At 60.2% G+C, this 23,740-nt stretch carries 24 protein-coding genes; 7 read left to right on the forward strand and 17 right to left on the reverse strand.

Annotated features, from left to right (window positions below):
• Positions 1-183: 183 nt before the first annotated feature.
• The 7 genes from H567_RS0108770 to H567_RS0108800 all read right to left on the reverse strand — a co-directional run bounded on the left by H567_RS0108770 (position 184) and on the right by H567_RS0108800 (position 7,387).
• On the reverse strand, positions 184-1,059 hold the full coding sequence (locus tag H567_RS0108770; RefSeq protein ID WP_028321118.1) for a YitT family protein: 876 nt from the start codon (positions 1,057-1,059) through the stop codon (positions 184-186).
• Between the two features lie 80 nt (positions 1,060-1,139).
• Positions 1,140-1,697 (reverse strand): GNAT family N-acetyltransferase, encoded by a 558-nt coding sequence (locus tag H567_RS23910; RefSeq protein WP_051184644.1) that lies wholly within the window; start codon positions 1,695-1,697, stop codon positions 1,140-1,142.
• Positions 1,684-3,495, reverse strand: a complete 1,812-nt coding sequence (locus H567_RS23915) for a histone deacetylase family protein (RefSeq protein ID WP_084517063.1) — start codon at positions 3,493-3,495, stop codon at positions 1,684-1,686. The genes H567_RS23910 and H567_RS23915 overlap by 14 nt, the downstream gene beginning before the upstream one ends.
• Positions 3,496-3,706: 211 nt before the next feature.
• Positions 3,707-4,735, reverse strand: a complete 1,029-nt coding sequence (locus H567_RS0108785) for a D-alanine--D-alanine ligase family protein (protein WP_035253829.1) — start codon at positions 4,733-4,735, stop codon at positions 3,707-3,709.
• A gap of 1 nt (position 4,736) precedes the next feature.
• Positions 4,737-5,777, reverse strand: a complete 1,041-nt coding sequence (locus H567_RS23920) for a D-alanine--D-alanine ligase family protein (RefSeq protein WP_051184645.1) — start codon at positions 5,775-5,777, stop codon at positions 4,737-4,739.
• Positions 5,778-5,786: 9 nt separating this feature from the next.
• Positions 5,787-7,100 carry a KamA family radical SAM protein gene (locus H567_RS0108795; protein ID WP_028321120.1) on the reverse strand — a complete coding sequence of 438 codons (1,314 nt, stop codon included), beginning with the start codon at positions 7,098-7,100 and terminating at the stop codon, positions 5,787-5,789.
• On the reverse strand, positions 7,097-7,387 hold the full coding sequence (locus H567_RS0108800; RefSeq protein WP_208598352.1) for a hypothetical protein: 291 nt from the start codon (positions 7,385-7,387) through the stop codon (positions 7,097-7,099). The genes H567_RS0108795 and H567_RS0108800 overlap by 4 nt, the downstream gene beginning before the upstream one ends.
• 576 nt (positions 7,388-7,963) lie before the next feature.
• Between H567_RS0108800 and H567_RS29830 the strand changes: the two genes are divergently transcribed.
• The 4 genes from H567_RS29830 (at position 7,964) to H567_RS23930 (ending at position 11,604) form a co-directional block, all read left to right on the forward strand.
• On the forward strand, positions 7,964-8,089 hold the full coding sequence (locus tag H567_RS29830) for a hypothetical protein (RefSeq protein WP_279614981.1): 126 nt from the start codon (positions 7,964-7,966) through the stop codon (positions 8,087-8,089).
• Between the two features lie 22 nt (positions 8,090-8,111).
• Positions 8,112-9,530 carry a sigma-54 dependent transcriptional regulator gene (locus H567_RS0108810; protein ID WP_051184646.1) on the forward strand — a complete coding sequence of 473 codons (1,419 nt, stop codon included), beginning with the start codon at positions 8,112-8,114 and terminating at the stop codon, positions 9,528-9,530.
• 127 nt (positions 9,531-9,657) lie between these two features.
• Positions 9,658-9,876 (forward strand): zinc-ribbon domain containing protein, encoded by a 219-nt coding sequence (locus H567_RS30080; RefSeq protein ID WP_035253831.1) that lies wholly within the window; start codon positions 9,658-9,660, stop codon positions 9,874-9,876.
• A gap of 702 nt (positions 9,877-10,578) precedes the next feature.
• Positions 10,579-11,604 (forward strand): DUF481 domain-containing protein, encoded by a 1,026-nt coding sequence (locus H567_RS23930; protein WP_051184647.1) that lies wholly within the window; start codon positions 10,579-10,581, stop codon positions 11,602-11,604.
• Between the two features lie 277 nt (positions 11,605-11,881).
• Here the strand turns inward: H567_RS23930 and H567_RS0108825 are convergent, their stop codons facing one another.
• From H567_RS0108825 to coaBC, 10 genes are all read right to left on the reverse strand, one after another.
• The gene (locus tag H567_RS0108825; protein WP_028321123.1) at positions 11,882-13,183 is read right to left on the reverse strand and encodes a DUF401 family protein; all 1,302 of its coding nucleotides are present in this window, start codon (positions 13,181-13,183) and stop codon (positions 11,882-11,884) included.
• 219 nt (positions 13,184-13,402) lie between these two features.
• Positions 13,403-13,657: a glutaredoxin family protein gene (locus H567_RS0108830; RefSeq protein ID WP_028321124.1), complete on the reverse strand. Its 255-nt coding sequence runs from the start codon at positions 13,655-13,657 to the stop codon at positions 13,403-13,405.
• 111 nt (positions 13,658-13,768) lie between these two features.
• Positions 13,769-15,322, reverse strand: coding sequence for a uroporphyrinogen-III C-methyltransferase (gene cobA, locus H567_RS0108835; RefSeq protein WP_315861780.1), 1,554 nt, complete (start codon positions 15,320-15,322; stop codon positions 13,769-13,771).
• A 31-nt stretch (positions 15,323-15,353) separates the two neighbouring features.
• Positions 15,354-16,295, reverse strand: a complete 942-nt coding sequence (gene hemC / locus H567_RS0108840) for a hydroxymethylbilane synthase (protein WP_028321126.1) — start codon at positions 16,293-16,295, stop codon at positions 15,354-15,356.
• A gap of 196 nt (positions 16,296-16,491) precedes the next feature.
• Positions 16,492-17,232 carry a 2-C-methyl-D-erythritol 4-phosphate cytidylyltransferase gene (gene ispD, locus H567_RS0108845; protein WP_051184648.1) on the reverse strand — a complete coding sequence of 247 codons (741 nt, stop codon included), beginning with the start codon at positions 17,230-17,232 and terminating at the stop codon, positions 16,492-16,494.
• A 97-nt stretch (positions 17,233-17,329) separates the two neighbouring features.
• Entirely contained in the window at positions 17,330-17,707 is a 378-nt protein-coding gene (locus H567_RS0108850; protein WP_035253833.1) for a hypothetical protein, read from the reverse strand.
• Positions 17,708-17,772: 65 nt separating this feature from the next.
• Positions 17,773-18,513 carry a slipin family protein gene (locus tag H567_RS0108855; protein WP_028321129.1) on the reverse strand — a complete coding sequence of 247 codons (741 nt, stop codon included), beginning with the start codon at positions 18,511-18,513 and terminating at the stop codon, positions 17,773-17,775.
• A 21-nt stretch (positions 18,514-18,534) separates the two neighbouring features.
• A complete protein-coding gene (locus tag H567_RS23935) occupies positions 18,535-19,839 on the reverse strand; it encodes an NfeD family protein (RefSeq protein WP_051184649.1) in 1,305 nt (434 codons plus the stop codon).
• The gene (locus tag H567_RS0108865) at positions 19,832-20,563 is read right to left on the reverse strand and encodes a uracil-DNA glycosylase (protein ID WP_084517065.1); all 732 of its coding nucleotides are present in this window, start codon (positions 20,561-20,563) and stop codon (positions 19,832-19,834) included. Before H567_RS0108865 ends, H567_RS23935 begins: the two co-directional genes overlap by 8 nt.
• Positions 20,564-20,616: 53 nt before the next feature.
• Entirely contained in the window at positions 20,617-21,858 is a 1,242-nt protein-coding gene (gene coaBC, locus H567_RS0108870; RefSeq protein ID WP_084517067.1) for a bifunctional phosphopantothenoylcysteine decarboxylase/phosphopantothenate--cysteine ligase CoaBC, read from the reverse strand.
• Between the two features lie 441 nt (positions 21,859-22,299).
• Between coaBC and H567_RS0108875 the strand changes: the two genes are divergently transcribed.
• The 3 genes from H567_RS0108875 (at position 22,300) to mraZ (ending at position 23,730) form a co-directional block, all read left to right on the forward strand.
• On the forward strand, positions 22,300-22,755 hold the full coding sequence (locus H567_RS0108875; protein WP_028321132.1) for a hypothetical protein: 456 nt from the start codon (positions 22,300-22,302) through the stop codon (positions 22,753-22,755).
• A gap of 112 nt (positions 22,756-22,867) precedes the next feature.
• A complete protein-coding gene (locus H567_RS0108880; RefSeq protein ID WP_028321133.1) occupies positions 22,868-23,176 on the forward strand; it encodes a hypothetical protein in 309 nt (102 codons plus the stop codon).
• Between the two features lie 116 nt (positions 23,177-23,292).
• Positions 23,293-23,730 (forward strand): division/cell wall cluster transcriptional repressor MraZ, encoded by a 438-nt coding sequence (gene mraZ, locus H567_RS0108885; protein ID WP_028321134.1) that lies wholly within the window; start codon positions 23,293-23,295, stop codon positions 23,728-23,730.
• Positions 23,731-23,740 lie beyond the last annotated feature (10 nt).

Here is a 23,740-nt window from a genome sequence, read left to right on the forward strand (position 1 = left end):
CACCTTTTGCCCCCGACAAACGCTGATACGGGCCACGCAACGGCCGCTCCCGTCAAAGGCCCGGTCTGCACCAAACCCCCCTGCTTCAGGTTGATTCCGATTCGGCTGAGCCCGTCCTCAAGGATCATGTCTGTTCCCACGGCCGCCCGCAGGCCGCATCCAGTCGTTGTCACCGAAACCGGATCACCAGTGCGGCTGGTTGCCGATCCGATGCCCCATGACCTCCAGGGTGTCCGATACCACCATGAAGGCATTGGGATCCACTTCCCGCACGAGGCGTTTGAGCCTTGAAAGCTCCCGGAAGGTGATCACGGCAAAAAGGATCTTCTCCGGCTTGCCGGAGTATCCCCCCTGGCCCTCCAGGATCGTGACGCCCCGGTTCAGCTTTTCCAGAATACCGTGCGAGATGTTTTCCCACGAGGGCGAGATGATATAGACGGCCTTGCGCTGACTCAAACCGGTTACGACGAGATTCACCATATTCGAGTTGACGTAAAGATAGACCAGCGTGTAGAGCGCGCTCTCCAAAGAAAACAGGAGGCCTCCGGCCACCAGCACACAGGCGTTGAACGCAAGGACCGTGCTTCCCAGACGTATCGAAAACCGCTTGAGCAGAATCACCGATAAAATATCCGTTCCCCCGGCCGATCCCCATGACCGGAGAATGATGCCGGAGCCCACCCCCATGATGATCCCCGCCAGCAGGGCGCCGAGGATCTTGTTTTCGACCGGAAGCGGGACATGGCTCCAGTTGAGCGCTGCGGAGAAGATCAGCATCCCGACGATGCTGTAGAGGAAGAAGCGCCGCCCCACATAGGCCCAGCCCAGGAGAAAGACCGGGATATTCATGGCAAAGTAGACGACGGGAACCTCAAGCGAGGGAAAGAGATAGTGGAGCACCAGCGCAACCCCCGTAAAACCGGCTCCGATAAACTCCTGGGGGATCAGGATGGCGTTGACGGAAACGGCGCACAGGAGACTGCCGGTGCTGATCAGCAGCAGGTTCCACAGGACCTGCCGCGGGCTGCCCAGGACGGACTGGACCTTTTCGAACGACATGCCGCGTTCCACCTTTCAAACAGGATTTTCCTCCTGCTGAAAACATAATTTTGTCGGCATGTCAAACGTTATATGAATCCTCAGCAGACCGGCGCAGCGGTCGGACCCGGCAAAGAAGCGGGCTGACGGGCGGTTTCGTCCGCCCGGGGCAAAAGGCGCTTGACGTAGATAAGCTTGTCGTCACCTGGATAGTAGAAGGCCTCCAGGCGGGCTTCCAGACGGAATCCCCGCCTTTCATAAAACCGGCGGGTCGGTTCGTACTGCGGTCTGGAAGAGGTCTCGGCATAGACCCGTGCCCCACCCATAGCGTGCATGCGCTCCTCCGCGAAACGGAGGACCGCGCCTCCCAGCCCCCGCCCCCGGAAATCGTCATCGAGGGCGATCCAATACAGGTCGAAGCTCGCACCGGTGCCCGGTATAGGTCCGAAGCACGCATAGCCGGCGACGATGCCGTCGATCTCCGCAAAAACAAAGTGATAGCCGCTCGCATCCCCTTTCTGCAAGGCTTCATCGACCAGTTCGACGGCGATTTCCACCTCGTCCTGGTAAAAAAAGCCGGACGAGCACACGATGCGGCGAACCGCGGCACGATCTTCAGGCCTTACCGTCGTTCGGAACACCCTATCAGGAGGCGCCATGCTCAAACCTGCCTTTTCTTACAGGGCGGCCTGGCGAGAACCCTGCCGACGAGTTTTCCGCCCCAAACGCCCCCTCCCAAAGACCGCGAAAAAAGCTGCGGGCATTCGCCCCCAGGGAGCGGATCCGGTAACCCCCTTCCTGTATGACGATGGCAGGCAGCCTCAAGGCACCGATCATCCTGCCGTTCCGGTAAAAATCCTTGCGCCCGAGCAACCATGTCCCGGTGGGATCCCCTTTGGCGGTGTCGAGCCCGAGGGCTACGATCAGGAAGTGGGGCTCGAACCTGGCGACGGCCGCCAGCGCCTTGTCGAGTACCGACCGGTAACGCTCCCCTTCCACGGTCTCCTCGAGGGGGAAGTTCAGGTTGAAGCCCTCCCCCGCCCCTTCGCCCCTTTCCTCCCTGAAGCCGCTGAAGTACGGATAGGCGAAGGCCGGATGCCCATGAATGGAGATGGTCAGAACGTCCGGACGATCGTAGAAGATCTCCTGAGTGCCGTTGCCGTGATGGTAGTCCACATCGAGAACCGCTGTCCGTCCGTAGGCGCTCAGGAAATGCGCCGCGATGGCGGCGGTGTTGAAGTAGCAGAACCCGCCAAAGACGCTTCTTTCCGCATGGTGGCCGGGCGGACGCACCAGGGCGTAAGCCAGCCGGCGGCCTTTGAGGATTTCCTCCGCCGCGGTCAGACCGCAATCCACGGCCCGCTTGGCGGCGTCATAGGCATCCCGGTTCAGAGGCGTGAAGGTGTCGATGCAATAATACCCGGCCCTGACCGGCAGTTCCCGGGGCGGGCGGGCCCGGTTGCGGATGGGAAACACATAGGGGTAAACCGACTCACCCGGCTGCACCAGGGTGCATACCCTTTTGAAATAATGGATGAAACCTGGATCATGGACCGCCCTGATGCGCTTCTCGGAAAAGTGCCGGACCGGCTTCAGATCGAAGATGCCCATCCTTTCCAGTTCCCTTTGGATGGCTCCGACCCTGACCGGGGATTCCACATAGCCGCGCTCGTGCACATGATGAAGGGCGTGCCGGTCGTTCACCACCAGGGCGATCCGCCTTTCCATCGCCGGGGCCGGCAGAGCGGGCTGCGTTTCGCCTGTGCGGGCATACTTGGGGTCGCGCAGAAGAACGGGGTCGTCCTTGAAGGACTGCACCACGCGATCGATATACCCTTGCGGGCAGGCATCGCCGTATTTCCGCTCGAGAATCGCCCGTACGATGAGGCGCACGCGCCTTCGGCCCAAAGGCCCCTTTCCGCCCAGAAGGTCGCAGACGAGGTAGGGTGGGCAGGGATCATCCGGCCTGATCGGCGTCTCATAAAGCGTATTCACCACCGGACGCGCGCCGTAGCGCTCGTAGAAACGCAGGCGGGCCGCATTCTGTTTGAGGATGGTCTCGTCGCGGCAGACCGCGGGGTCATCCGGCAGGCACTCGAAGAAAAGCGCGGCCGACCCGAGTGAACGGGCCTCGTCACGGACTCTTTCATAGAGGGCGCCGCCTATCCCTCCCCCCGTTCTCAACTTCGCGACGGAAATGAAATCGAGATAGCAGAAGACGAGATCCGGCGCGTGGTGCAGCAGGGCAAACCCTTTGACCTTGCTGCGGGCGCCTGCGGCCACGAACAAGATGGATCGGAAACGGTGTTTGAGCGGATCCCGAAGGGACTCAGGCAGTTCCTCGATTTCACGCTCCGGCAGGAGCGGAAACTGATCCCGGAGGATCTGCTGGACCTCGTCTATGGCCTTGCGATCGATCGGGATGATGTCATCGTAGATGCGGCGGATTTGAAACAACGGTTCGACCTTCCTGGAAATCAATCTCTACGCAGAGATGTTGCCATCTGCGGATCTCAGCGTCAACTTGAACGCTTGTTCGTGCAACGATTCATAAGCATCGGCTCCGCACCCCTGTCCGGTTCCCCCGGGTATTGACGACACCGGAACCCGCTCCGAAGGGGCGGGACTGAACGCGCGAAGCGTGTCAAGCAACCGGGACGCGCCGTCGCTACCCCAAAGGACGCCCGGGCACAGCGGTATCCGCCACGATCCTGCGCACGACGCCCACCCGATCGATGCCGGCCTGGGCGGCTGCCGCCGCGAAACCAGCGTCGGGCGAAAGACACGGGTTCGCGTTGACCTCCAGGACCCAGGGACACCCATCCCGGTCGACCCTGAAGTCCACCCTGGCATACCCTTTGAGACCGAAGGCCTCCCAACACGCACGGGCAACGGCCTCCAGGCGTTCCAACAGCCGGGCGTCCGCCTCGTCAAACGTAAAAGAGCGCTGCGTATGGGCATATTCGAAGGAGGATTCATCCCACTTCGCACGGTAGTCCACCACCCTCGCCTTGCCCGGGGGATAATCCTCGAACCGAATCTCGGCAGGCGGAAGCACCATGGGCCGGTCATCGCCTCCCAAAAGCCCGAGGTTGAACTCCCGCCCCTCGATGTACCGTTCGGCAAAGCACATGCCGCCTAGAGGGATGCGGCGCCGCTCCATGATGTCAAGCAGATGCCGCGGTCCGCGAGGGAACACCACGGCATCGTCCCCGAGCCCGACCGACGCATGCTCCCAGACCGACTTGACGATGAAGGCCTCCACTTCCAGATCTTCGAGCCGCAAGAGGCTCTCACGGGTGCAATAGGCGGGGGTCGGTATCCCCGCTGCCTCCATGATCCGTTTCGCCATGACCTTGTGCGAGGTCAGGTACACGGCATCCGCACCGGCGCCCGTATAGGGAATCTCCAGCCTGTCCAGGAGCGCCGGAACCAGATGGATGAAACACCCTCGGCCCTCGAGCGATTCAACCAGGTTGAAGACGAAAGCCGGAGCGGCCAGGCATAGATCCTCCTTCAGCCTTTCGAGATTCGGCGTCGCTTCGACGAGCTCCGGCTGGTACCCGAGGGATGAGAGGGCATCGGAGACCGTTTCCGCCTGCCGAAGGGCGTCCTGCTGATCCGGGGCGCAGCCGGGCGGCAGCCGATCGATCAGGATGACGACCCGCCGAGCGGCATTAGACGATGCCCCGTTCACCTCAAAAAGCCCCGCCCTGGGCCGTCCGGACTTCCGGTACGACCGTGCAGCATGCTGCCGAAGCAGACTCCGGAATCCTTTCCGCGGCCGAGTCCATGATTCCACTCAGGAGATCTCCATAGTCCATGCCGGCCAACCGGCAGAGGATCGGCAGGTCTGAATGCCCGGGGTGCAATCCCGCCAGAGGGTTTATCTCGATGAAGTGCGGCCTGCCAAGCGCATCGGCCCGCAGATCGATGCGCCCCGCATCCCGGCATCCCAATCCGCGCCAAGCCCTGAGAGCTGTTTCACCCGCCTGCAAGGCCGTGGCATCCGCCGCCAGACGGTAGCTGACCCGCTCCTCCCATTTCTGCTTGTTCTCGTAAGAATAGGCGTCCGCTTCGGCCTCGCCCCCGAGGATCACCTCCATCACCCCGAGCACGCGCGCCGCATCCCCCGTTCCGAGTATGCCGACGGTGAACTCCCTGCCCGGCAGGAAACGCTCGACCAGCACAGGCTGATCGAAAGCCGCAATCAGGTTCAGACAGACGGAGCGCAGCTCAGCCGGGTTCTCGATGCGGGAAAGGGCGCTGATCCCCTTGCCGGTCCCCTCTGCGACGGGTTTGGCGAAAAGGGGGTATTCCAGCGCGATAGACTTCAGATCCGCCTCCGCGCCGACCATAGCGAAATCCGGGGTCGGGACCCCGAGGTCCCGAAGCACCCGTTTGGTCATCCCCTTGTGCAGGGTCAGAGAGAGAACCAGCGGATCGGAGAAGGTGTAGGGGATCCCGTAACCATCGAGCAGGGCCGGCACCTGCGCCTCGCGGCCGAAACCATACAGCCCTTCGGCGATATTGAAAACCATGCCCCAGCGCCGCCCGCCGGCGAGTGCCCTGACCAGATCATCCAGATTGCCAATGCGCTCGGTTTCATGGCCGAGCCTCCGAAGCCCGGACTCGATCGCCGCGACGGTCTCCTCCGAGTCGAACTCCGCCGTCTCCTCCTCGTCCAGACCGAGGGCTAAATAACGATCGCGCAGATCGTAGGTCATCCCGATCAGCATAGGACCTCCTTACATCGTCGAATGTTCGGCAGGAGGGTCACCCGGCCCGCCGGGATAACGGAATAGACGCGACTGGTAATTTCTGAGCACCAGGTCCCCATCCTCCCAGCCGACCACCGTCTCGGGCAGCAGGGGAATCTTTCCCCCTCCGCCGGGGGCATCGATGACATAGGTGGGGACAGCATATCCCGAGGTGTGGCCGCGCAGCCCCGCAATGATCTCGAGGCCCTTTTCGACCGGCGTCCTGAAGTGGGACGAACCAAGGATCGGGTCGCACTGGTACAGGTAGTAAGGGCGCACCCGCAACCGTAAAAGCCCCTGGAAAAGGGCTTTCATCGTCTCGACCCGGTCGTTGATCCCCTTCAGAAGCACCGTCTGACTGCCAAGGGGAATCCCCGCGTTGGCGAGCCGCTCGCAGGCACAGGCCGTTTCCTGGGTCAACTCCGCCGGGTGCGTAAAATGGATGCTCATCCACAGGGGATGAAAACGCTTGAGCATCCGGACCAATTCGGGGGTGATCCGTTGCGGGAGGACGGCCGGGACCTTGGTGCCGATCCGGAGGAATTCCACATGACGGATGCGGCGCAGCCGCTTGAGGAGCCAGGCCAGTTTCTCATCCGGAAGGGTCAGGGGATCACCGCCGGAGATCAGCACGTCGCGGATCGTCTTCGTCTTTTCGATGTAGCGGATGGCTTCTTCCCACTGAGACTGCGGAAGTCCGGAGCCATCGCGATGACCGACCATACGCGATCGTGTGCAATAACGGCAGTAGGTAGAACAAAAATCGGTCACCAGGAAAAGCACCCGGTCCGGGTATCGATGCACCAGCCCCCTTATCGGACTGTCGGATTCCTCCCCCAACGGGTCCTCGGCCTCGCCGGGAGAGCGGACGCATTCCGCTCTCAGCGGCACCACGGAACGTCTGATCCCCTGCCCGGGGTCGTGCCCATCCAGAAGGCTGGCGTAGTAGGGTGTAATGGCGAGCGGCAGCTGGGAACCCCTGAGCTGGGTCGCCCGCTCTTCCTTGATCAGGTCGATGACGGGTTCCAGGTCCTCGACCTTGCGATACCGGTGCTGGATCTGCCATCGCCAGTCGTTCCACTCGTGCGGGGTGGTATCCGGGAAAAACCGCTGACGGAAGTTCCTGGTGCGGAGGTTCTCAGGAAATCTGGGTACATGAAACACTCTTTTCGACGAAGCGTCCGGTACACGCCTCAAACGAACAGCCGGCGCAAGGGTATGCCCAGCGGTTTCCAGGCTGGGCAGGGCCGGCCCGGAACTGGGAGGCTCGAATTCCTCCGGCAACACGATCTCGCTTTTCATTCCGCCTTCATTCCTCCTATATCCAGATAGTTGTCCTTACAATGAACATCCCAGTCTTTCACCAAATGAAATGCCTTCACCTTTACAACCTTCTTCCTGCCGATCATCCGGACTTCCCCCGTCAGATCCACCTCCTTCCGGATCATCGCCTTCAACGCCTCACCCTTTTCATCGGGGTCGATATGGTATTCCCCTTCGCCTTGAGTTGAAATGGCGATCCTCAACACGTTGCCTTTCTCATCCCATTCAACGGGAATAATCAGGCCTTTTCCTCGCATTGTTATCATCGGCGGCTTTCTCCATTGCATGGACGGCGTCCAGGGGTCTCGAAGCGCCTGGATAACCCCAGTCTCCAGGGCCACATAGCAAGCAACATGCCACAAATTAACAGTTGGATATTCGGATATTTTTATCGACGACCCCCAAAAAACGGAATCCTGGATTCTTTGCCGGACGGAACCCGGGCGGCACCCGGTCCCGCAACCCGGAGATCCTCCCCCCGAACGGATGAACCCCTCCTTCCCGGCCCCCTGAACCCGATGGAGGCAAATCAACCTTCTATAGGGTCCCTCCGTTTCGGAACCGTCAGGGTGCGCATCGGGCGGGCCCTGTCATGTCTGCCATCAAATAGCTATAACTATTGGATAAAAATAGCCATCTCGCAATCCTGGTTTCTCGTTGACATTTGCGGAAAAATGGTCACTATGACAGATCATGTCCGGCTCGCCTCCTGCCGAGAAATGGCCGCTGCGGCGGGTTTTTGAAGGATATCTTGAAGACCTCGTTTCGGGTCTCTCCCTGCCCCGGGCCAAATCCAGGGTCGATATCCGCTGCCGAAGGGCGCGAGAGCCCGCGGATCCCGGATGTGGGAATATATCCAGGAAATCGATCGCTTGCGCGGAGGCAACCTGCAGGTCGCCGCACAAGCAAACGTGCAGATGGACGCCGAGATTGGCCAAAAAGACCATTTCCGGATTGAAACCAGCTAGATGATTGAATCAAGGTTAGAGGATGAGTGACATCCAGTCTTATCTCGTCCTGTCCAAAGACCCGGCGCTCAGGCGGCAGATGCGCTCTTGCCTGCCCAAGGAAGGCAGGCTCGATTTCGCGCATGGAAAGGCTGCAGCGTTGGAATTATTCCGAAAACGGCGGCACACGCACCTGTTTATCGATCTCAGGGTCCTGGAGGAGCAGGACCAATCGGTGGACTACACTCAGGCTCTTTCCCCGTTCCGCGGAATCGACCCCCAGCCTGTGGTCATCGTGCTGTCGGCCGCCTTGCGTAACAGTGAAGATCTGAAGGCCATCGGCGCCGGTGCAAACTATTTCATGACACTCCCCATCACCCCTGAAAAGATCAACCAGGTGGCTGCCAGGTTCAGCACCACCAACCATGCCGCAACGGTTGAGGTCAAACGGAACATCATCGAGCATGCCGCCTTTTCCCCGATCATCGACACCCGAAACCCCGTCATGAAAGGGGTCTTCGAGAAGATACACTCCGTCGCCCTTACGAAAAGCACGGTCCTGCTGGTGGGCGAAACCGGAACCGGCAAAGGCGTCCTTGCCAGGCTTATCCATGAGATGAGCAATCGGAGGGAAGCCCCGTTTATCAGCGTTCATTGCGGCGCCATACCGGATTCCCTGCTCGAGAGCGAGTTGTTCGGACACGAAAAAGGGGCCTTTACAGGTGCCCTGCGCAAGAAGCACGGCAAATTCGAACTGGCGCGGGGAGGGACCGTTTTCCTCGACGAAATCGGGACAATCACCCCCGCGGCTCAGGTTAAACTCCTTCAGATTCTGCAGGATGGGACCTTCGAACGTATCGGAGGCGAGGAGGTGCTCGAGGCCAACGTGAGGATCGTCGCCGCAACCAACGCGAACCTCGAAAAAATGTGTGAAGAAGGACAGTTTCGGAAGGATCTGTTCTACCGCCTGAATGTATTCCCCATCCATATACCTCCACTGCGCGAACGCCTCGAGGATGTCCCTCTGTTCGTCGCCAGTTTCCTGCGCAAACTGAATGGACTTTACGCCAAGAACATCCTCAGTGTTCACCCTCTGGTCATCGAAAAATTCAAATGCCACACCTGGCCCGGAAATATCCGGGAACTGGAGAACCTGGTCGAGAGGGCCTATATCCTCGAAACAGAAACCGAACTGCGCCCCAAAAGTTTCCCGATCGAGATGGTCGAGACGCAGGCGCCGGCCCCCGGCCATGCCACGGACACGTCCATGACATTGTCGCAATTCAGGCGAAAGGGTTTGGAGGATATCGAAAAGTTCTACATCAGGCAACTGCTGACCCGCCACAGAGGACGCATCAAAGATTCAGCGGATTCGGCTGGAATTACAACACGGCAACTGCATAAACTGATGACGAAATACGGTATCCACAAGGAAGAATTCAAAGCGCTTCATATAACCTGATGCCTGTGATGCCGTGGCAAAACTCATTCCCGGGGGAATTCACACCTATTCTCACTGAATGTCCACCCGCAAATGATTTTCCGGTACAACCCAGTTTCCAACCCGGAAATTCGGAGTTTTCAGGATCATGCAAGACAAGGTTCTAATCTGTATTCAGTGCAACAATGCTTTTGTTTTTTCCGTGGACGAGCAGAAGCACTTTCTGAGCATGGGATTCGATCCTCCAAGGCGCTGCCCATCCTGCCGAAAAAACAAGTTCAAGGAATCTGAAGCAAAATCCCGAAAGAACAATAAGTACAAGAAAAAGCATTTTCGCATGAAATATGACGAAGATCTGGGTGAATAATACCCGTGTTTCAGACATGATCCACTCCGACGAGCAGCAACCACCCGCCGAGGCCCCCTGCATTCGGGTCCATCCCCTCTCACTTTTGTCCGAAGGCAAGGAGTCGACCTCAGCTCTTGTCCGATAATCATCCGCCCAGTGGACGAAAAAGGAAACCCGGAACAGAAATTTTTCACGGCCGGGATGCGTACAGCCTCTCTCTCCTTTTAGTCAGCTCAACCCAAGAACAAATGGTTCCTTTTGATCTGAAAAGAGAAACCACGGTTCCGTTTTTCACCCGTTCCTTCCGAGGTCCCAACGGGATCTTCCAGACTTTGCCCGCCATTAAGACTTTACAGATGCACCGGGCTTATGCATGATGGCTGAACTCGCGTTCGCCGGCAGATGCACCCTTGACAGCGTAACGCGTATCCCTCCGGAAGTGGTCTTTTAGGCCGATCCCGCGTCGGTCTGCGCGCGCTTGTGCGGCAACCTGCAGATCGGCGTAGCCGATTGATATTGTTGATATTAGACAAGCAAGGACCAGCCGCGAAGCGGCGGGGCTGAACTCCCGAAGGGTGCGAAGAAACCGGGACCCGCCCCGCAGGGGTGGGACTGAGGACGCGCAGCGTGTGGAGAAAAATCCTCATTTCCGGATGGGAAACTCGGTTCTACCGGAAAGCCATTTCCGGACGATCTCATCTAAGGAGGAGAAAAACGTCTATGTTGGAAGCCAGTAAAAAATGGATCGTATTGCTTGCCGCCGGTTTCTGGATACTGTCCTGCGAGGGTGCCTCGGCCGATCAGGTGCGCCTCAAGAACGGAGATCAATTGAGCGGACGCTTGATCAGTATGGAAAAGGGCGTGCTTCAACTCGAAACCTCCTACGCAGGCACAATCCAGATCGATGCAAAGGAGATCGTCTGTCTCACTGCTGAAGAAAAGGTAACGGTGTTGTTACAGGACGACCAAGTCCTGATCGGCAAACTGACGTGCCCTGAGAACGAAACCGTAGAGGTTGAGGGGGAACAGGTGACGACCACCCAACCGATGGCCATCACCAGCCTGAAAGCCATCAATCCATCTCCGAAAATCAAGTCCCGCGGGGATATCACCCTGGGCGCCAGCCGCTCGACCGGAAATACGGACACCCTGGAGTCCAATGCCGCCGCCCGTTTCGAGACCCGCGCGGACAGGCAGCGTTTCACCATTGCAGGCAAGTACAATTACGGCGAAACCGACGGCGTCGAGGACAAGCGCAATGCGTTGGGAACCATGAAATACGACTATTTCATGACCGAAAAGATCTATCTTTACGCCAACACCCTTCTCGAAAACGACCGTTTCCAGGATTTGAAGCTGCGCTCCACCCTCGGCACCGGCGTCGGCTACCAGATCTTCGACACCGAAAAAATGGCGCTGTTCGTCGAGGCAGGCCCGTCTTATATCAATAAGGATTTTTATGAAGCCGAGGACGAAAGCGGAGCGGCCGGCCGATGGGCCGTCGGCTTCGACTGGGATATCTTGCCAAACCGGGTCAAATTCTTCCATCGGCATGAAGGATACATCTACGACGCAGACGGCGGAGCCTATTATATCCGCTCCGAACAAGGATTCCGCCTGCCGCTGCTGGATCGCTTCTTTGCCAACTTCGAAGTGGATTACACCTACGACAGCGCCCCGGCGCCGGACAGAGAACGCAGCGACACGACGTACATCTTCGGTCTGGGATACGAATTCGCGCTGTAAAGGGCCTGAACAGCCAGCGGAAACCGGCAGGTCTGCGGTTCGGGAACGACCGCGCCTGCCGGGCCATTGGGAATGACCCTTCCGCATGACGGCGGGGCGGGTCCTGGTTTCTTCACGCGCTTCGCGTGCTCAGTACCACCGCGTCGCGGCGAGTCCTGGTCTGCCCCTATCAAAGAAAGCAAGGGTTTGTGCGGGGACGACTTTGGCCCGCCGCACAGACAAACGCGCAGATGAGCACCTAAAGTGGCAGGAAAACCTTTTCCGGAAGCAAAACAGGCTAAGAGCCGGCGACCCACTTCGTCAGTATCGTGAAGTAAAGCCACGCAAACACCAGCACGGTGCCGACGGGCAGGACCAGCGGTCGATAACTCCGGAGCAGGCTGGCCCCGAAGTAGTCCTTGGTCACCAGGAAACACAGGTGCACCGGGGAGAGCATCATCCCCATATAACCGAACGAATAAGCCAGGCAGGCATAGGAAAGATATTCAACGAGGGAAGCGGTCGGGAAAAGCGGGATGATCAGCGGAAAAGAAGCCCCCACGAACCCGATCGCGATTCCGGTGATCAGCCCCGAGAGAAAGGGCATCAGAAGGATGACCCAGATCAGGGGAAAGCGGTAGGAAACCAGTTCGTCCCTGATGTGGACAACCGCCTGGCTGTCGGTCATCACCCCTTTGAAGAGCATGATGGCCGCCACGAGCAGGATCATCGGCACCACGTCCTTATCCGTGAGTGCGGACCAGATTCCTTTCAGTGGAATCCGGTTCAGCCAGATCACCCAGATCAGGGCCGCCACCAGGCCGGGCAGGATCGCCACCCCTCCGGGAAGCGTCCAGTCGACGCCCCAGAGCTTCGGCAGCTGGGTAACCAGCGCCATGACGGCGATCACCGCCACCACCACGATAATCGGCATGATCTCCCAGAGGAACGCCCCAAGAGCCTTGCCGCCCCGGCTCGTCTTTCCCTCAGGGGCCTTCATCCCCATGGGGCGAAGGATGAAGAAGACCCCGGCCAGGGCCGTGATGAGCGTCATTGGAAACATGACGGCCATAAACCGCCAGACCTCCACGTGCAAAAGCCCCACGGCCAGTACCACCCCGGGATAAAGGGGCCACCAGTATTCCCACATGTGCCGGAACCAGTAGTTGACGACCGTCTTTTTCTCCCGGGAAAGCGAGGCCTCACAGAAGGCGGTCTCCACCATCGGCGCTGAAAAGAGGGCGCCGCCGGGCATCGGCAGCAGTCCGATCAGGGCCGGCATGACCGCCCCCACCGTCCGCGGGTCACGCGTCAGAACACCGAACCGATCGACGATGCGCTCCATTTGCCCGCTGTCTTTCATGAGGCGGCTGATCACCAGGATCAAACCCACGATCAGGACCAGGTTGACCGTCTCGAACCGGACGAGATTGAGGGCCAGGCTTTTCGCGAGAGGCATCGGCCCCATGCCGTTCCAGAGCCCGAGGACGACGGCGCCCGCAAAGAGGCAGTAGCTCAGCTTCAGCCGCGCTCTGCTCAGGCCCAGCACCATGAAAAAAACGAGAATGGTTTTTACGAGAACCGGTATGCCGTCCACCACGCAAACCCCACCGGCATCCCTTCATAGGGAATCCACCGGCCATGCTTCCGGGATGCCTCCGTGAAGCCCGGCTGAAAATATCAACCGGTCCGGTGCACCCCACAAACTGGAAAACGGATCTTGAAGGCCCACCCGAGCGTCCTGCGAAAAGACCTGATCCGAAACAAAGAGCGAACCGCCAAAACAGCTTGCCCGCCCGGCGGCCCTTCATCCAGGCAGCTACAGACCGAGCGCCGCCTTGATCTCATCCTCCTTGTGCCCTACGATCACCTTGTCTCCGATGATGATCGTCGGAAAGGAGCAGTTCGGGTTGAACCGGCGCACCTCTTCGAGGATCTGGGCCCGCTCTTCCCCTTCGAGCAGATCGACGTCCGTGAAGTCGTACTGCACACCGCACTCCCCCAGAAACCGCTTGGTCGCTTTACAGTGGCTGCAGGTGCTGAGCGTGTAAATCCGGATCGGCAATTGTTCCATAACGGCAAGACTCCTTATCGATCATTGGGTTGTGCAGCGATGCCAGGCAGCCAGCAGCCGGCCCGGCCCATTGGTTTGTCCGGCGAAAGGCCGCAACCGCCGTTTATCAGATCAACGTTTTGGCATCCCGCCAAAGTAGGACACGATAGTCTGGACAAACGATTCGATCGTGTAATGCTCAGGGATCAGGTCGACACCGAATCCCTTCTTTCGAGCGGTTCCGGCCGTAATCGGACCGATGCACCCCGTCCGCACCCGGCCGAGCCATGGCGGAAGCTCTCCGCCGTAGACGCCGTCGAACATCTCGAGGAAATGGGTCACGGTGGACGAACTGGTGAATGTGACCAGATCCACCTCGTCGCGCTCCAGCAGTTCCCGCACCTGATCGACGGCACCCGTCGGTCTGTGGGTGCGATAAGCAGGCACCAGATCGACCTGCGCGCCCATGTTCCGGAGTTCCTCAGGCAGGATCTCCCGCGCCTTCTCCGCCCGTGGCAGCAGAATGCGCAGCCCCGAGACCCCTCTGGACCCGAAAGCGGCGATCACCGCTTCGGCGCGGTATTCATCCGGGACCAGGTCGGGCTCGATGCCGAAGTCCTTCCAGGTCCGGGCCGTCTTAGGTCCTATGGCGGCAATCCGGATACCTTTCAGATCCCTGACGTCCTTTTCCGCAGCGGTCAGACGCTCGAGGAAAAACCGCACCCCGTTGACCGACGTGAAGAGCAGCCAATCGTAGACATCGAGCGAACGGATTGCAGCGTCCAACGGCTCCCATGTCTCGGGCGGCACGACCTCGATCGTCGGGAATTCGATGCACTCCGCCCCAAGTTCACGGAGGATCGCCAGAAATTCACTGGCCTGCTCCCTGGCGCGCGTAACGACGACCTTGCGCCCGAAGAGCGGCCTTTTTTCATACCATTCGAGTGTCCCGCGGAGATTCACCACGCCCCCCACCACGATGATGGCCGGGGGTTTCAGCTTGAGTTCCTCCACCTGTCCAGCGATATTTGCAAGGGTGCCAACGACGGTCTTCTGCTCCGGAAGCGTGCCCCTTCGAATCACGGCGACCGGGGTTTCGGGCGGTCGCCCGTTCGCCGTGAGCTGAGAGGCGATCAGGCCGATATGGCCCACGCCCATCAGAAAAACAATCGTGCCGGCGCCCAGGGCGAGTTTGTCCCAGGCGATATCCGATCCCTCCTTCGTGGGGTCCTCGTGTCCGGTCACGAAGGCGACCGTAGAGGTGTAGTCACGATGGGTCAAAGGAATGCCGGCATAGGCCGGCACGGCGATCGCCGAGGTGACCCCCGGAACGACTTCAAAGGGAACGCCCGCACTGACGAGTTCTTCGGCCTCTTCCCCGCCCCGTCCGAAGATAAAGGGATCGCCGCCCTTCAGACGGACAACCGTCTTCCCCTCAGCCGCCTTGGCAACGATCAGGGCGTTGATCTCCCCCTGGCTCATCGTGTGGCAGCCGCCCTTTTTCCCGACGTAAAGCCGCTCGGCACCGGGGGAGGCATAGGTGAGAAAAAGGGGGTTGGCGAGATAGTCATAGACGACGACATCCGCCCGCGCCAGGCAGTCGCGGCCGCGGATCGTCATCAAACCCGGGTCGCCCGGACCCGCGCCTACGAGATACACTTTTCCTTCGGCCTTTTCAGACATCATTCAATCAGCCTTTCAGCGTGACCGGCAGGCCCTATCGCCCCCCGGCCTCACCGTAGATTCTCCCCAGGATCTGGCCGGCCCCCGCTGCGAGCAGCCGCTCAGCCAATTCCCGGCCGAGGGTCTCTGCCTGTTCAGGGCGGCCGGCGACCCTGTCTCGGATAAGCCGGCTTCCGTCCAGTTCAGCCACAAGCCCATCCATGGTCAAACCGTATTCTTCCACCCGCGCCCAGCCGGCGATCGGCACCTGACAGCCGCCCTCCAGACGCTCCAGAAAGGCCCGCTCAGCCCTCACGGCCGTTTCCGTCTCGGGATGGTTCAAAAAGGCCAGACATTCCATGACCGCCTGATCCGAACGGCGGACCTCCAAACCAAGCGCACCCTGGCCGACAGCCGAAAGCATCTCGTCCGGGGCCAACAGGCAATCCGACGGCGTGTCCAGGCTCAACCGGCGCAGACCCGCCGAGGCCAGCACAACAGCATCGCACAATCCTTCGTCGCGCTTTCGGAGCCGCGTCTCCACGTTGCCGCGCAGCGGCACGATCCGGACATCCGGCCGAAGACTCAGGATCTGAGCCGCTCGGCGGAGGCTGCTCGTCCCCACCCGCGCCCCTCGGGGCAGATCCCCCAGCGCCCTGCAGCCGGCGGCGATCAGTGCATCGCGCGGGTCTTCGCGCACCGGGAAAACGCTCAGGAAAAGCTCCGGCGGGAGCTCGGCCGGGACATCCTTCATGCTGTGCACCGCCAGATCGATCCTCCCTTCTAGCAGGGCGTCTTCGATCTCCTTGACGAACAGACCCTTGCCCCCGATCCGGCTGAGGGGCGAATCGAGGATCCTGTCTCCCGTGGTGGTGATCTTCACCAGCTCGACACGGATATCCGGGTAACGCGACACGATGCGCCCCTTGACCCACTCGGACTGGGCCAACGCCAGGCGGCTGCCGCGTGTCCCGATTTTCAATACGTTTGTGTGCATCCCAACGTCATCCACTGCGGCCGGATACGATACACGCTCCGCTCCTTCCCGGAGACGGCCTTCATCCGCCGAACGATCGGGTTGAAATCTTCAAAAGGGCTGAGGACCGAGCAAGGGCGGTGCACCATGAAGGAAAAGGCCCGGTCCGGTCCGGCGAAACGCCAGGGTCTCGGGAACCGTCCCGCCCTGAAGAAGCCTAAGCAGGCCGACCCCCGGAGCGCCCCGTGCCGTAAAGGAATCTTGCCCGCTCGAGATCGAAGGGAGAGGTGATCTTGATGTTCTCACGCGCGCCTTCGACAACGGTCACGGCGATCCCCATACGTTCGAGCAGCATGGCGTCGTCGGTGATGTCCGTCCACCCGGCGGCGCGCGCGCGCTCATGCGCCAGGCGGATATCCGCCCAGCGGAAAAGCTGCGGAGTCTGGATCAGGCGCAGCTTCGAACGGTCGAGCGTCTCCTGGACAGTCCCGGACGCACCGACTTGCTTTACCGTCTCGTCCGGCGGAAGCCCGGGCACCACCGCCCGATGGTGTGCGAGCGCATCGAAGAGGCGGTCCAGCAGCCCATGGCCTAGGAAAGGCCGCACGCCGTCATGGATCAGAACGATTTCAGGCTCCGCGACCACGGCTTCCAACCCGAGCCGCACCGACTCCTGCCGCGTCGCACCGCCGGGGACGATGCGCACCACCTTCCGAAATCCGAAGCGCTCAACGATCTCCTTGCGGCACGAAACGACGTCATCGGGCGGAACGACCAGCACGACCGCATCCACCAGCGGATACCGCTCGAACACGTCGAGTGTCTCGGCCACGATCGGTCGGCCGCCCAGTTCCAGATACTGCTTCGGACGCGCCGCCCCCATGCGGACGCCAGCGCCCGCGGCCGGAACGACCGCCGCAGCCCTTCGCCTCCCGATCTGTCGATCCTCTGAACCCATGCCGTCACAACACCCGACCGTGGATCAGATCCAGCCTCCCCAAAAAGAAAAGGCAGGCATCCTCTGATCGAGTCGCCTGCCATTCATCTCCTTAGGATCAGCCTTGCACGGCCTTGCGCGTCATCTTCTTGAGCCGGTTGATCCGCCGCCGCACGATATCCACCGTCTTCCGGTCCCTGGCCTCCCGCGCCGTTTCCTTGGCGGTACGGAGCCCGGCGATCTTCGCCTTCAACTCGGTGGGACTCGGCAGGGCCGTCTTGACCCCTTTCTTGCGCTTCGGCGCCTCCTCTTCCTGGATGCCATGATACTCCTTGATGACGGCCAGGAGTTCTTCCTTCTTCATGGCGTGCACCCCGGTGACACCGGGGATCTCCATGGCCAGGTCCCGGAGTTCGGGGGCGGTCATCTTGTCGAGCGGTTTATCGGGGAGCTTCATTTCTGCCTGTGGAGTGTCCTGTTTGATCTCTTCGTCCATAGTCTTTCTTTCTGCTCCTTATCGAAATGCTGATCATGCATCATAACAACGATGCGGTTTTAATTCTAATCTTTTTTTATGAAGGGCTTGAACAAGTCGATCGGCAACGGGAAAAACGTCGTGGAATTGCTCTCCGAGGAGATCTCCCGGATCGTCTGCAGATAGCGGAGCTGAAGCGCCTCGGGATACTGCTGAATGATGCCGGCAGCCTCCGCCAGGCGATTCGCGGCCTGGTACTCACCCTCGGCGTTGATGACCTTCGCCCGCCTCTCCCGCTCGGCCTCGGCCTGACGCGCCATCGCCCTCTGCATCTCCTGCGGCAGGTCGATGTGCTTCAGTTCCACCGTGGCCACCTTGATGCCCCAGGGATCCGTGTGCTTGTCCAGGATGGTCTGCAGCTCCGTATTGATCTTGTCCCGCTCCGAAAGGAGCTCGTCCAGCTCCACCTGGCCGCAGACGCTTCTCAGGGTGGTTTGCGCCAGCTGCGACGTGGCGAAGAGGTAGTTTTCCACCTCCACCGTCGCCTTGGTAGGCTCCATCACCCGGAAATAGACCACGGCATTGACCTTGACCGACACGTTGTCCCGGGTGATCACGTCCTGCGCCGGCACATCCATGGTCACGAGCCGCAGGCTGACCTTGACCATCTTATCGATCACCGGGATCAGGATAATGAGCCCGGGCCCTTTGGTCTTGATTACCCGGCCGAGGCGGAAGATCACGCCGCGCTCGTATTCCCTCAGGATCTTGATGGCCGACACAAGAAAAAGGACGACCAGCACTACAAACAGAATATAAAACATCATCGATACCCTCCTGCCAATGGTTCAGGAAGCGCAGCGCCTGACCCGAAGGGTCAGCCCTTCGACCTTTTCGACCTCCACCTTTTCCCCGGCCTCGATGCGCTCCAAAGCCAGCGCATTCCAATATTCACCGTGGACGAACACCAGCCCTTCCGGGTCGATGGCACGCTTGACCACCCCCACTTCGCCGATGAGCCCTTCCTCGCCGCCCATCGGTTTGCGCCGGTAAGCCCTGAAGGCCAAACCGGCCACCACCACGAAAAAACCGCCCACCAGCAGGACCGTCGGCATCAAAAAACGCAGGGACACCCGAACGTCTTCGAAAAGCATGACCGAACCGAGGGTCAGCGAGATCAGCCCCCCAATCGAAAGCAGCCCGTAGCTCGTCACCTTCACCTCTATGACGAACAGGATGATCGCCAGGGCGATCAGCATGAGCCCCGCATAGTTGACCGGGAGGGTCTGAAAGGCGAAAAACGCCAGGATCAGGCTCATCCCGCCGATGACCCCGGGGAAGATCGCGCCCGGATGGGCCAGTTCGAAATAGAGCCCGGCCAGACCGATCATCATCAGGAGATATGCGATGTTCGGATCGCTGATGGTTTTGAGGATCCGGTCGCGGATCCCCGGCTCGAAAGGCTGCAGCACGGCCCCGGCCGTGCGGAGCACCACCTCGCCCTGCGGCATCCCGACCTTCCGGCCGTCGATCTTTGTGAGCAACTGCGGAACGTTGTCGGCCAGCAGATCCACCACGTTCAACTCGAGCGCCTCCTCAGCCGTGATGGACACACTCTCCCGAACCGCCTTCTCCACCCATTCGCCGTTTCTGCCGTTGCCCTCCGCGATGCCGCGGGCATAAGCCACCATGTCGTTGACCACCTTTTCCGACATGGTCTCGTCGATGTCCTGGCCTCCGGCCCCGACAGGATGGGCCGCCCCGATGTTCGTTCCCGGTGCCATCGCGGCGACGTGCCCTGCGACGGTCACCATGACCCCGGCGGATGCCGCCCCGGCCCCGCCCGGGCCGACAAAAGTGGCCACCGGAACCCGTGAATTGACGATGGCCTTGATGATCGAACGCATGGAGGTCGCCAGCCCGCCGGGCGTATCGATGCGAACGACCGTCAGAACGGCCCCGGCCTCGGCGGCGGCTGCAATCCCGCGTTCGACGTACATCGCCGTCCCGGGATTGATCGGCCCTTCCAGATCTATGACGAACACGACCGGGGCTTCCGCCGATGCCTGGGGGCACAGGCCGAAGACCATCATCAGGAAGAGCGCGAGCCGGGCCAGCCACCTCGACGGCAGCAGCGTCCATGCCTCAACCATTGCGTTTCACCTCCAGGCCCAAGCGCCCCATGATCTTCTGGACATCCTCCCACACCTGCCGTTTGGCGGACTGATTCCGCAGCAAAAAGGCAGGATGGTAGGTCGGCATGAGCGGTATCCCTTCAAAGTCGAACCAGCGGCCCCTGTCCATGCTGATCTTGAAGGCACCGCCAATGAGGCTGCAGCCCGCCACCCGCCCAAGGACGCAAATCGCCTTCGGCCTGAGGATCCTGAGCTGCCGTTTGAGAAAAGGGAGGCAGGCTTCCACCTCGTCCTTCTCGGGATCGCGATTGCGGGGCGGACGGCACTTCACGATGTTGCAGATGTAGACCTCTTCCCGCGTCAACCCCATGGCGGCGATGATACGGGTCAGGAGCTCTCCTGCCGCACCCACGAAGGGCCGGCCTGTCAGGTCTTCGTCACGCCCCGGCCCCTCCCCCACGAAAACGAGTGAGGCATCGGGGGCGCCTTCCCCGAAAACAAGGTGTTTACGGCCCTGGTGGAGCTTGCACCGGCGGCAGTCGCCGATCTCTTGCCGAAGATCCTCGAGGGTAAACAGCCTGGGGACTTCCTTCTTCTCCACCGCCATCGCCGGCGCACGGGGAGACGTTCGAACCGCCCGGCCGCGCCTGATCGGCGGCGGATCGAAGCCCAACTCGCGATAATGGGCGAGGACCGTCTTCAGTTGCTCGATTAGGGCCCCGCTTGAAGCATGTCGCGTCATCTCAGACCATCCATCCCGTCGACAACGGCCTCCGCCCCGCCTCTCCGATCTCCTCAGGCCTCTGCACGCCGCCGGGTCAAGATCTCCATCGCCCGGTCCAGGACCAGATGGGCCACGGCGTCCTTGGAAAGAAGACCGCTCTCTTCCACCCGGCCGTCCCGGAAAAGCATCTTGACCCGATTGGTGTCCGTCTGAAATCCGGCATCGGCGGCGGAGACGTCGTTGGCCACGATCATATCGAGGTTCTTGCTGCGGAGTTTTTCCCGAGCGTGCTCCAGCAGGGCCTCGGTCTCCGCGGCGAAGCCCACCAGCAACGGGCCGCCATCCCCCTTGGACATGCCGAGTTCCTTCAAGATATCCGGGTTTTTGACCATTTCCAGATTCAGCTCTTCAGCCCCCTTCTTGACCTTTTGCGGCGCAGCGGTCTTGGGCCGGTAGTCCGAAACGGCGGCGGCCTTGATCACCATATCGCACCCGACCAGCCGGCTGAATACGGCCTGACGCATGTCCAGGGCCGTTCCGACACCCACCACTTCGACCCCCACCGGAGGTTTCAGGGCGGTCGCCCCGCTGACGAGCACCACGGCCGCGCCTCTTTGCCTGGCCGCACGCGCCAGCGCGTATCCCATCTTCCCGCTCGAGCGGTTGCTCACGTACCTGACGGGGTCGATCGGTTCGCGGGTGGCGCCCGCCGTGACGAGGACCTTTCTGCCCTCCAGGTCCTGCGGCGTCAGCAGCCGGCGGGCCTCCTCCAGGATATCCTCGGGCTCCGGCAGCCTGCCGCGCCCCTCGGTGCGGCAGGCGAGGGCCCCCGCCCCGGGCATCAGAACGGACAATCCCCTTTGCAGCAGCCGCGACAGATTTTCCTGCAAAACAGGATTTTCGAACATGCGCGTATTCATGGAAGGGCAGAGAAGGATCTTCGCCGTAGCGGCCAAAAGCATCGTACTCAAAAAGTCGTCGGCGATCCCGCAGGCGGCCTTGCCGATGATGTTGGCCGTCGCAGGGGCGACAAGGATCAAATCGGCCTCCTGCCCCCACGCGATATGTTCGATCCCGGTCCCGTCCGCCTCCCACATCGACCGGATCACCCGGTGCCCCGACAGGGCCTCGAAGGTCAACGGCGACACGAAGCGCGTCGCGTTTTCAGTCATGGCCACAAGCACCTCGGCCGCCTCCCGAACCAGCAGACGCACCAGTTCGGCCGCCTTATAGGCCGCGATGCCGCCCGTCACGCCCACCACGACGCGCCGCCCCAGAAAAGGGGCACCTTTGTTGACTGCAGTCTCGACCAACCTTGACCTTCTTTCCGCGAAAGGGAGACCGTGCCGGATCGAGCCGGTTCTGTCCGGCGAACGCTTCCAGCCGTTCCCGTTCCCTCACCGAAATTCCATCACGCATCTTGTGCAAATCAGTCTTTGATCTTGATTTTCAATACCTTTTTTCATATTAAATCTCAAAATCCTCTCATTGACAATAGAAATCAAAAAAGAGCTGTGCCGCCGAAACCCAGCGCCGGAAAAATTGCTTGCCACGAGGCCTGACCTCTGCTAGATGCCATTGCAGGATACGTTCTCTTTCTCGCTCCGTCGCGTTTTTTTGCCTCGTAGACGACGAGACCGCCCTGTGCGGCCTGTCGGTCCGACCTCCTTCTCACGCCGCGCGGAGGCGTCGTCGCTTTGGATGAAACGTCCTTTCGATAAGGACTTTTCCTGAAAATTTGAGGCCTTATACAAATGATACTTGCCGAAGGGCAGCATTCCCCCTTTCAGAACCTGCTCCCCCGGGAACCCCACTCCCTCGGGATGCAGATTCAGGTGGCCCGCTGGTTGCGGGACAAGAAAATTCCTTTCGAAGAGCAGTCCGATCATCTCGTCGTACAGCTCGGATTTTCCGCCGTTGCGGTCTTCTGCTACCGTGTCATGCTCCCATCGAGATCGTGCGTCTGCATCACTTTCCAGGCTTATATTCTCGGGCCTGTCGGGGCCGGCTTTCTGGAAGACGAAGAGATCAACGAACTGAACCGGAACCTGATGGCCGGGAAGCTGCTGCGTCTGCAGGAGGAGCAGGTCCTTCTGGCAGACCACTTCCTGGCGGAGGGCCTGAGCGAAGATGTCTTTCTCAGACGGCTCGACCTCTTTCGCCGGGGGATCCATTTCATCGACAATCGCATAGCGCGAAGACTTTCGTAAGGCGTGTCCCATCCGGAGATGATTTTTTGCCCGGAACCCGGTTTCCAATCCGAAGGAGGGGGACGACATCTCCGGCAGGACTTCGATCCCCGATCTCGGGTCAGAACGGCCGATGCCTGATCAAAAACCCTTTCAGACCAATCACCTTGCCATCGCGGGCTTCCTGCTTCCTTTTCTCGCGTGCATGATGGTGTGTGTGTGGGTGCTCTTTTCGGATGGCCGACAAACATCTATATTTTTTTCAATGGGTTATATCATACCGACCCCGATGGTTCTGCTTGGGGGGCTGGCTGCTTCCCTCAAATCGATCCCACTCATCGAAGAACGGGGGGACCGTGATTATGCCTACGCCGGATTGTTCCTGAATGTCTTTTTCCTGATCGTTTATTCCCTCTCGCTCCTCTATGTTTTTTATCCGTAATCTCAGCGGTATTTCCCTTTTCTGATCGAACCTTTTTGCTTGACAAACGACGAGTTTCGTTCCATCGTGGCACAAAGTGGGCGATTGGTGCAACATAGTGTCACAAAGGGGTTCAGATGTTCAGGGGCAGGTCCGAGCACAATCTGGACGAGAAAGGGCGGTTGGCCATCCCCGCCCGCTTCAAAGAGGTGCTCGATCAGAAGAACGAGGACTCCCTTGTCATCACCAATCAGGACGGCTGTTTGTGGGCCTTTACGCGGGATGACTGGAACGTCATTGAAGAAAAGGCCGCCAGCCTGCCCCAATTCGATCAGGCCGCCATATCTTACATCCGGTATTTCATCTCGGGCGCCGAGGTGTGCACTGTCAAGAACGGCCGGGTCACCCTTTCGCAGCACCTGAGAAAAACCGCGACCCTCGACAAAGAGGTCGTACTCGTCGGAGGCCTCAAACGATTCGAGATTTGGGACCGGCGGAAATGGGAGGAAGAATTCCAGCGCGCCAAGGCGGTATTCCCCAAGGTCAGTCAAGCCCTCGCAGATCTGGGGATTTGAGGAATCCGGC

Source organism: Desulfatiglans anilini DSM 4660 (assembly GCF_000422285.1).
GTDB lineage: Bacteria > Desulfobacterota > DSM-4660 > Desulfatiglandales > Desulfatiglandaceae > Desulfatiglans > Desulfatiglans anilini.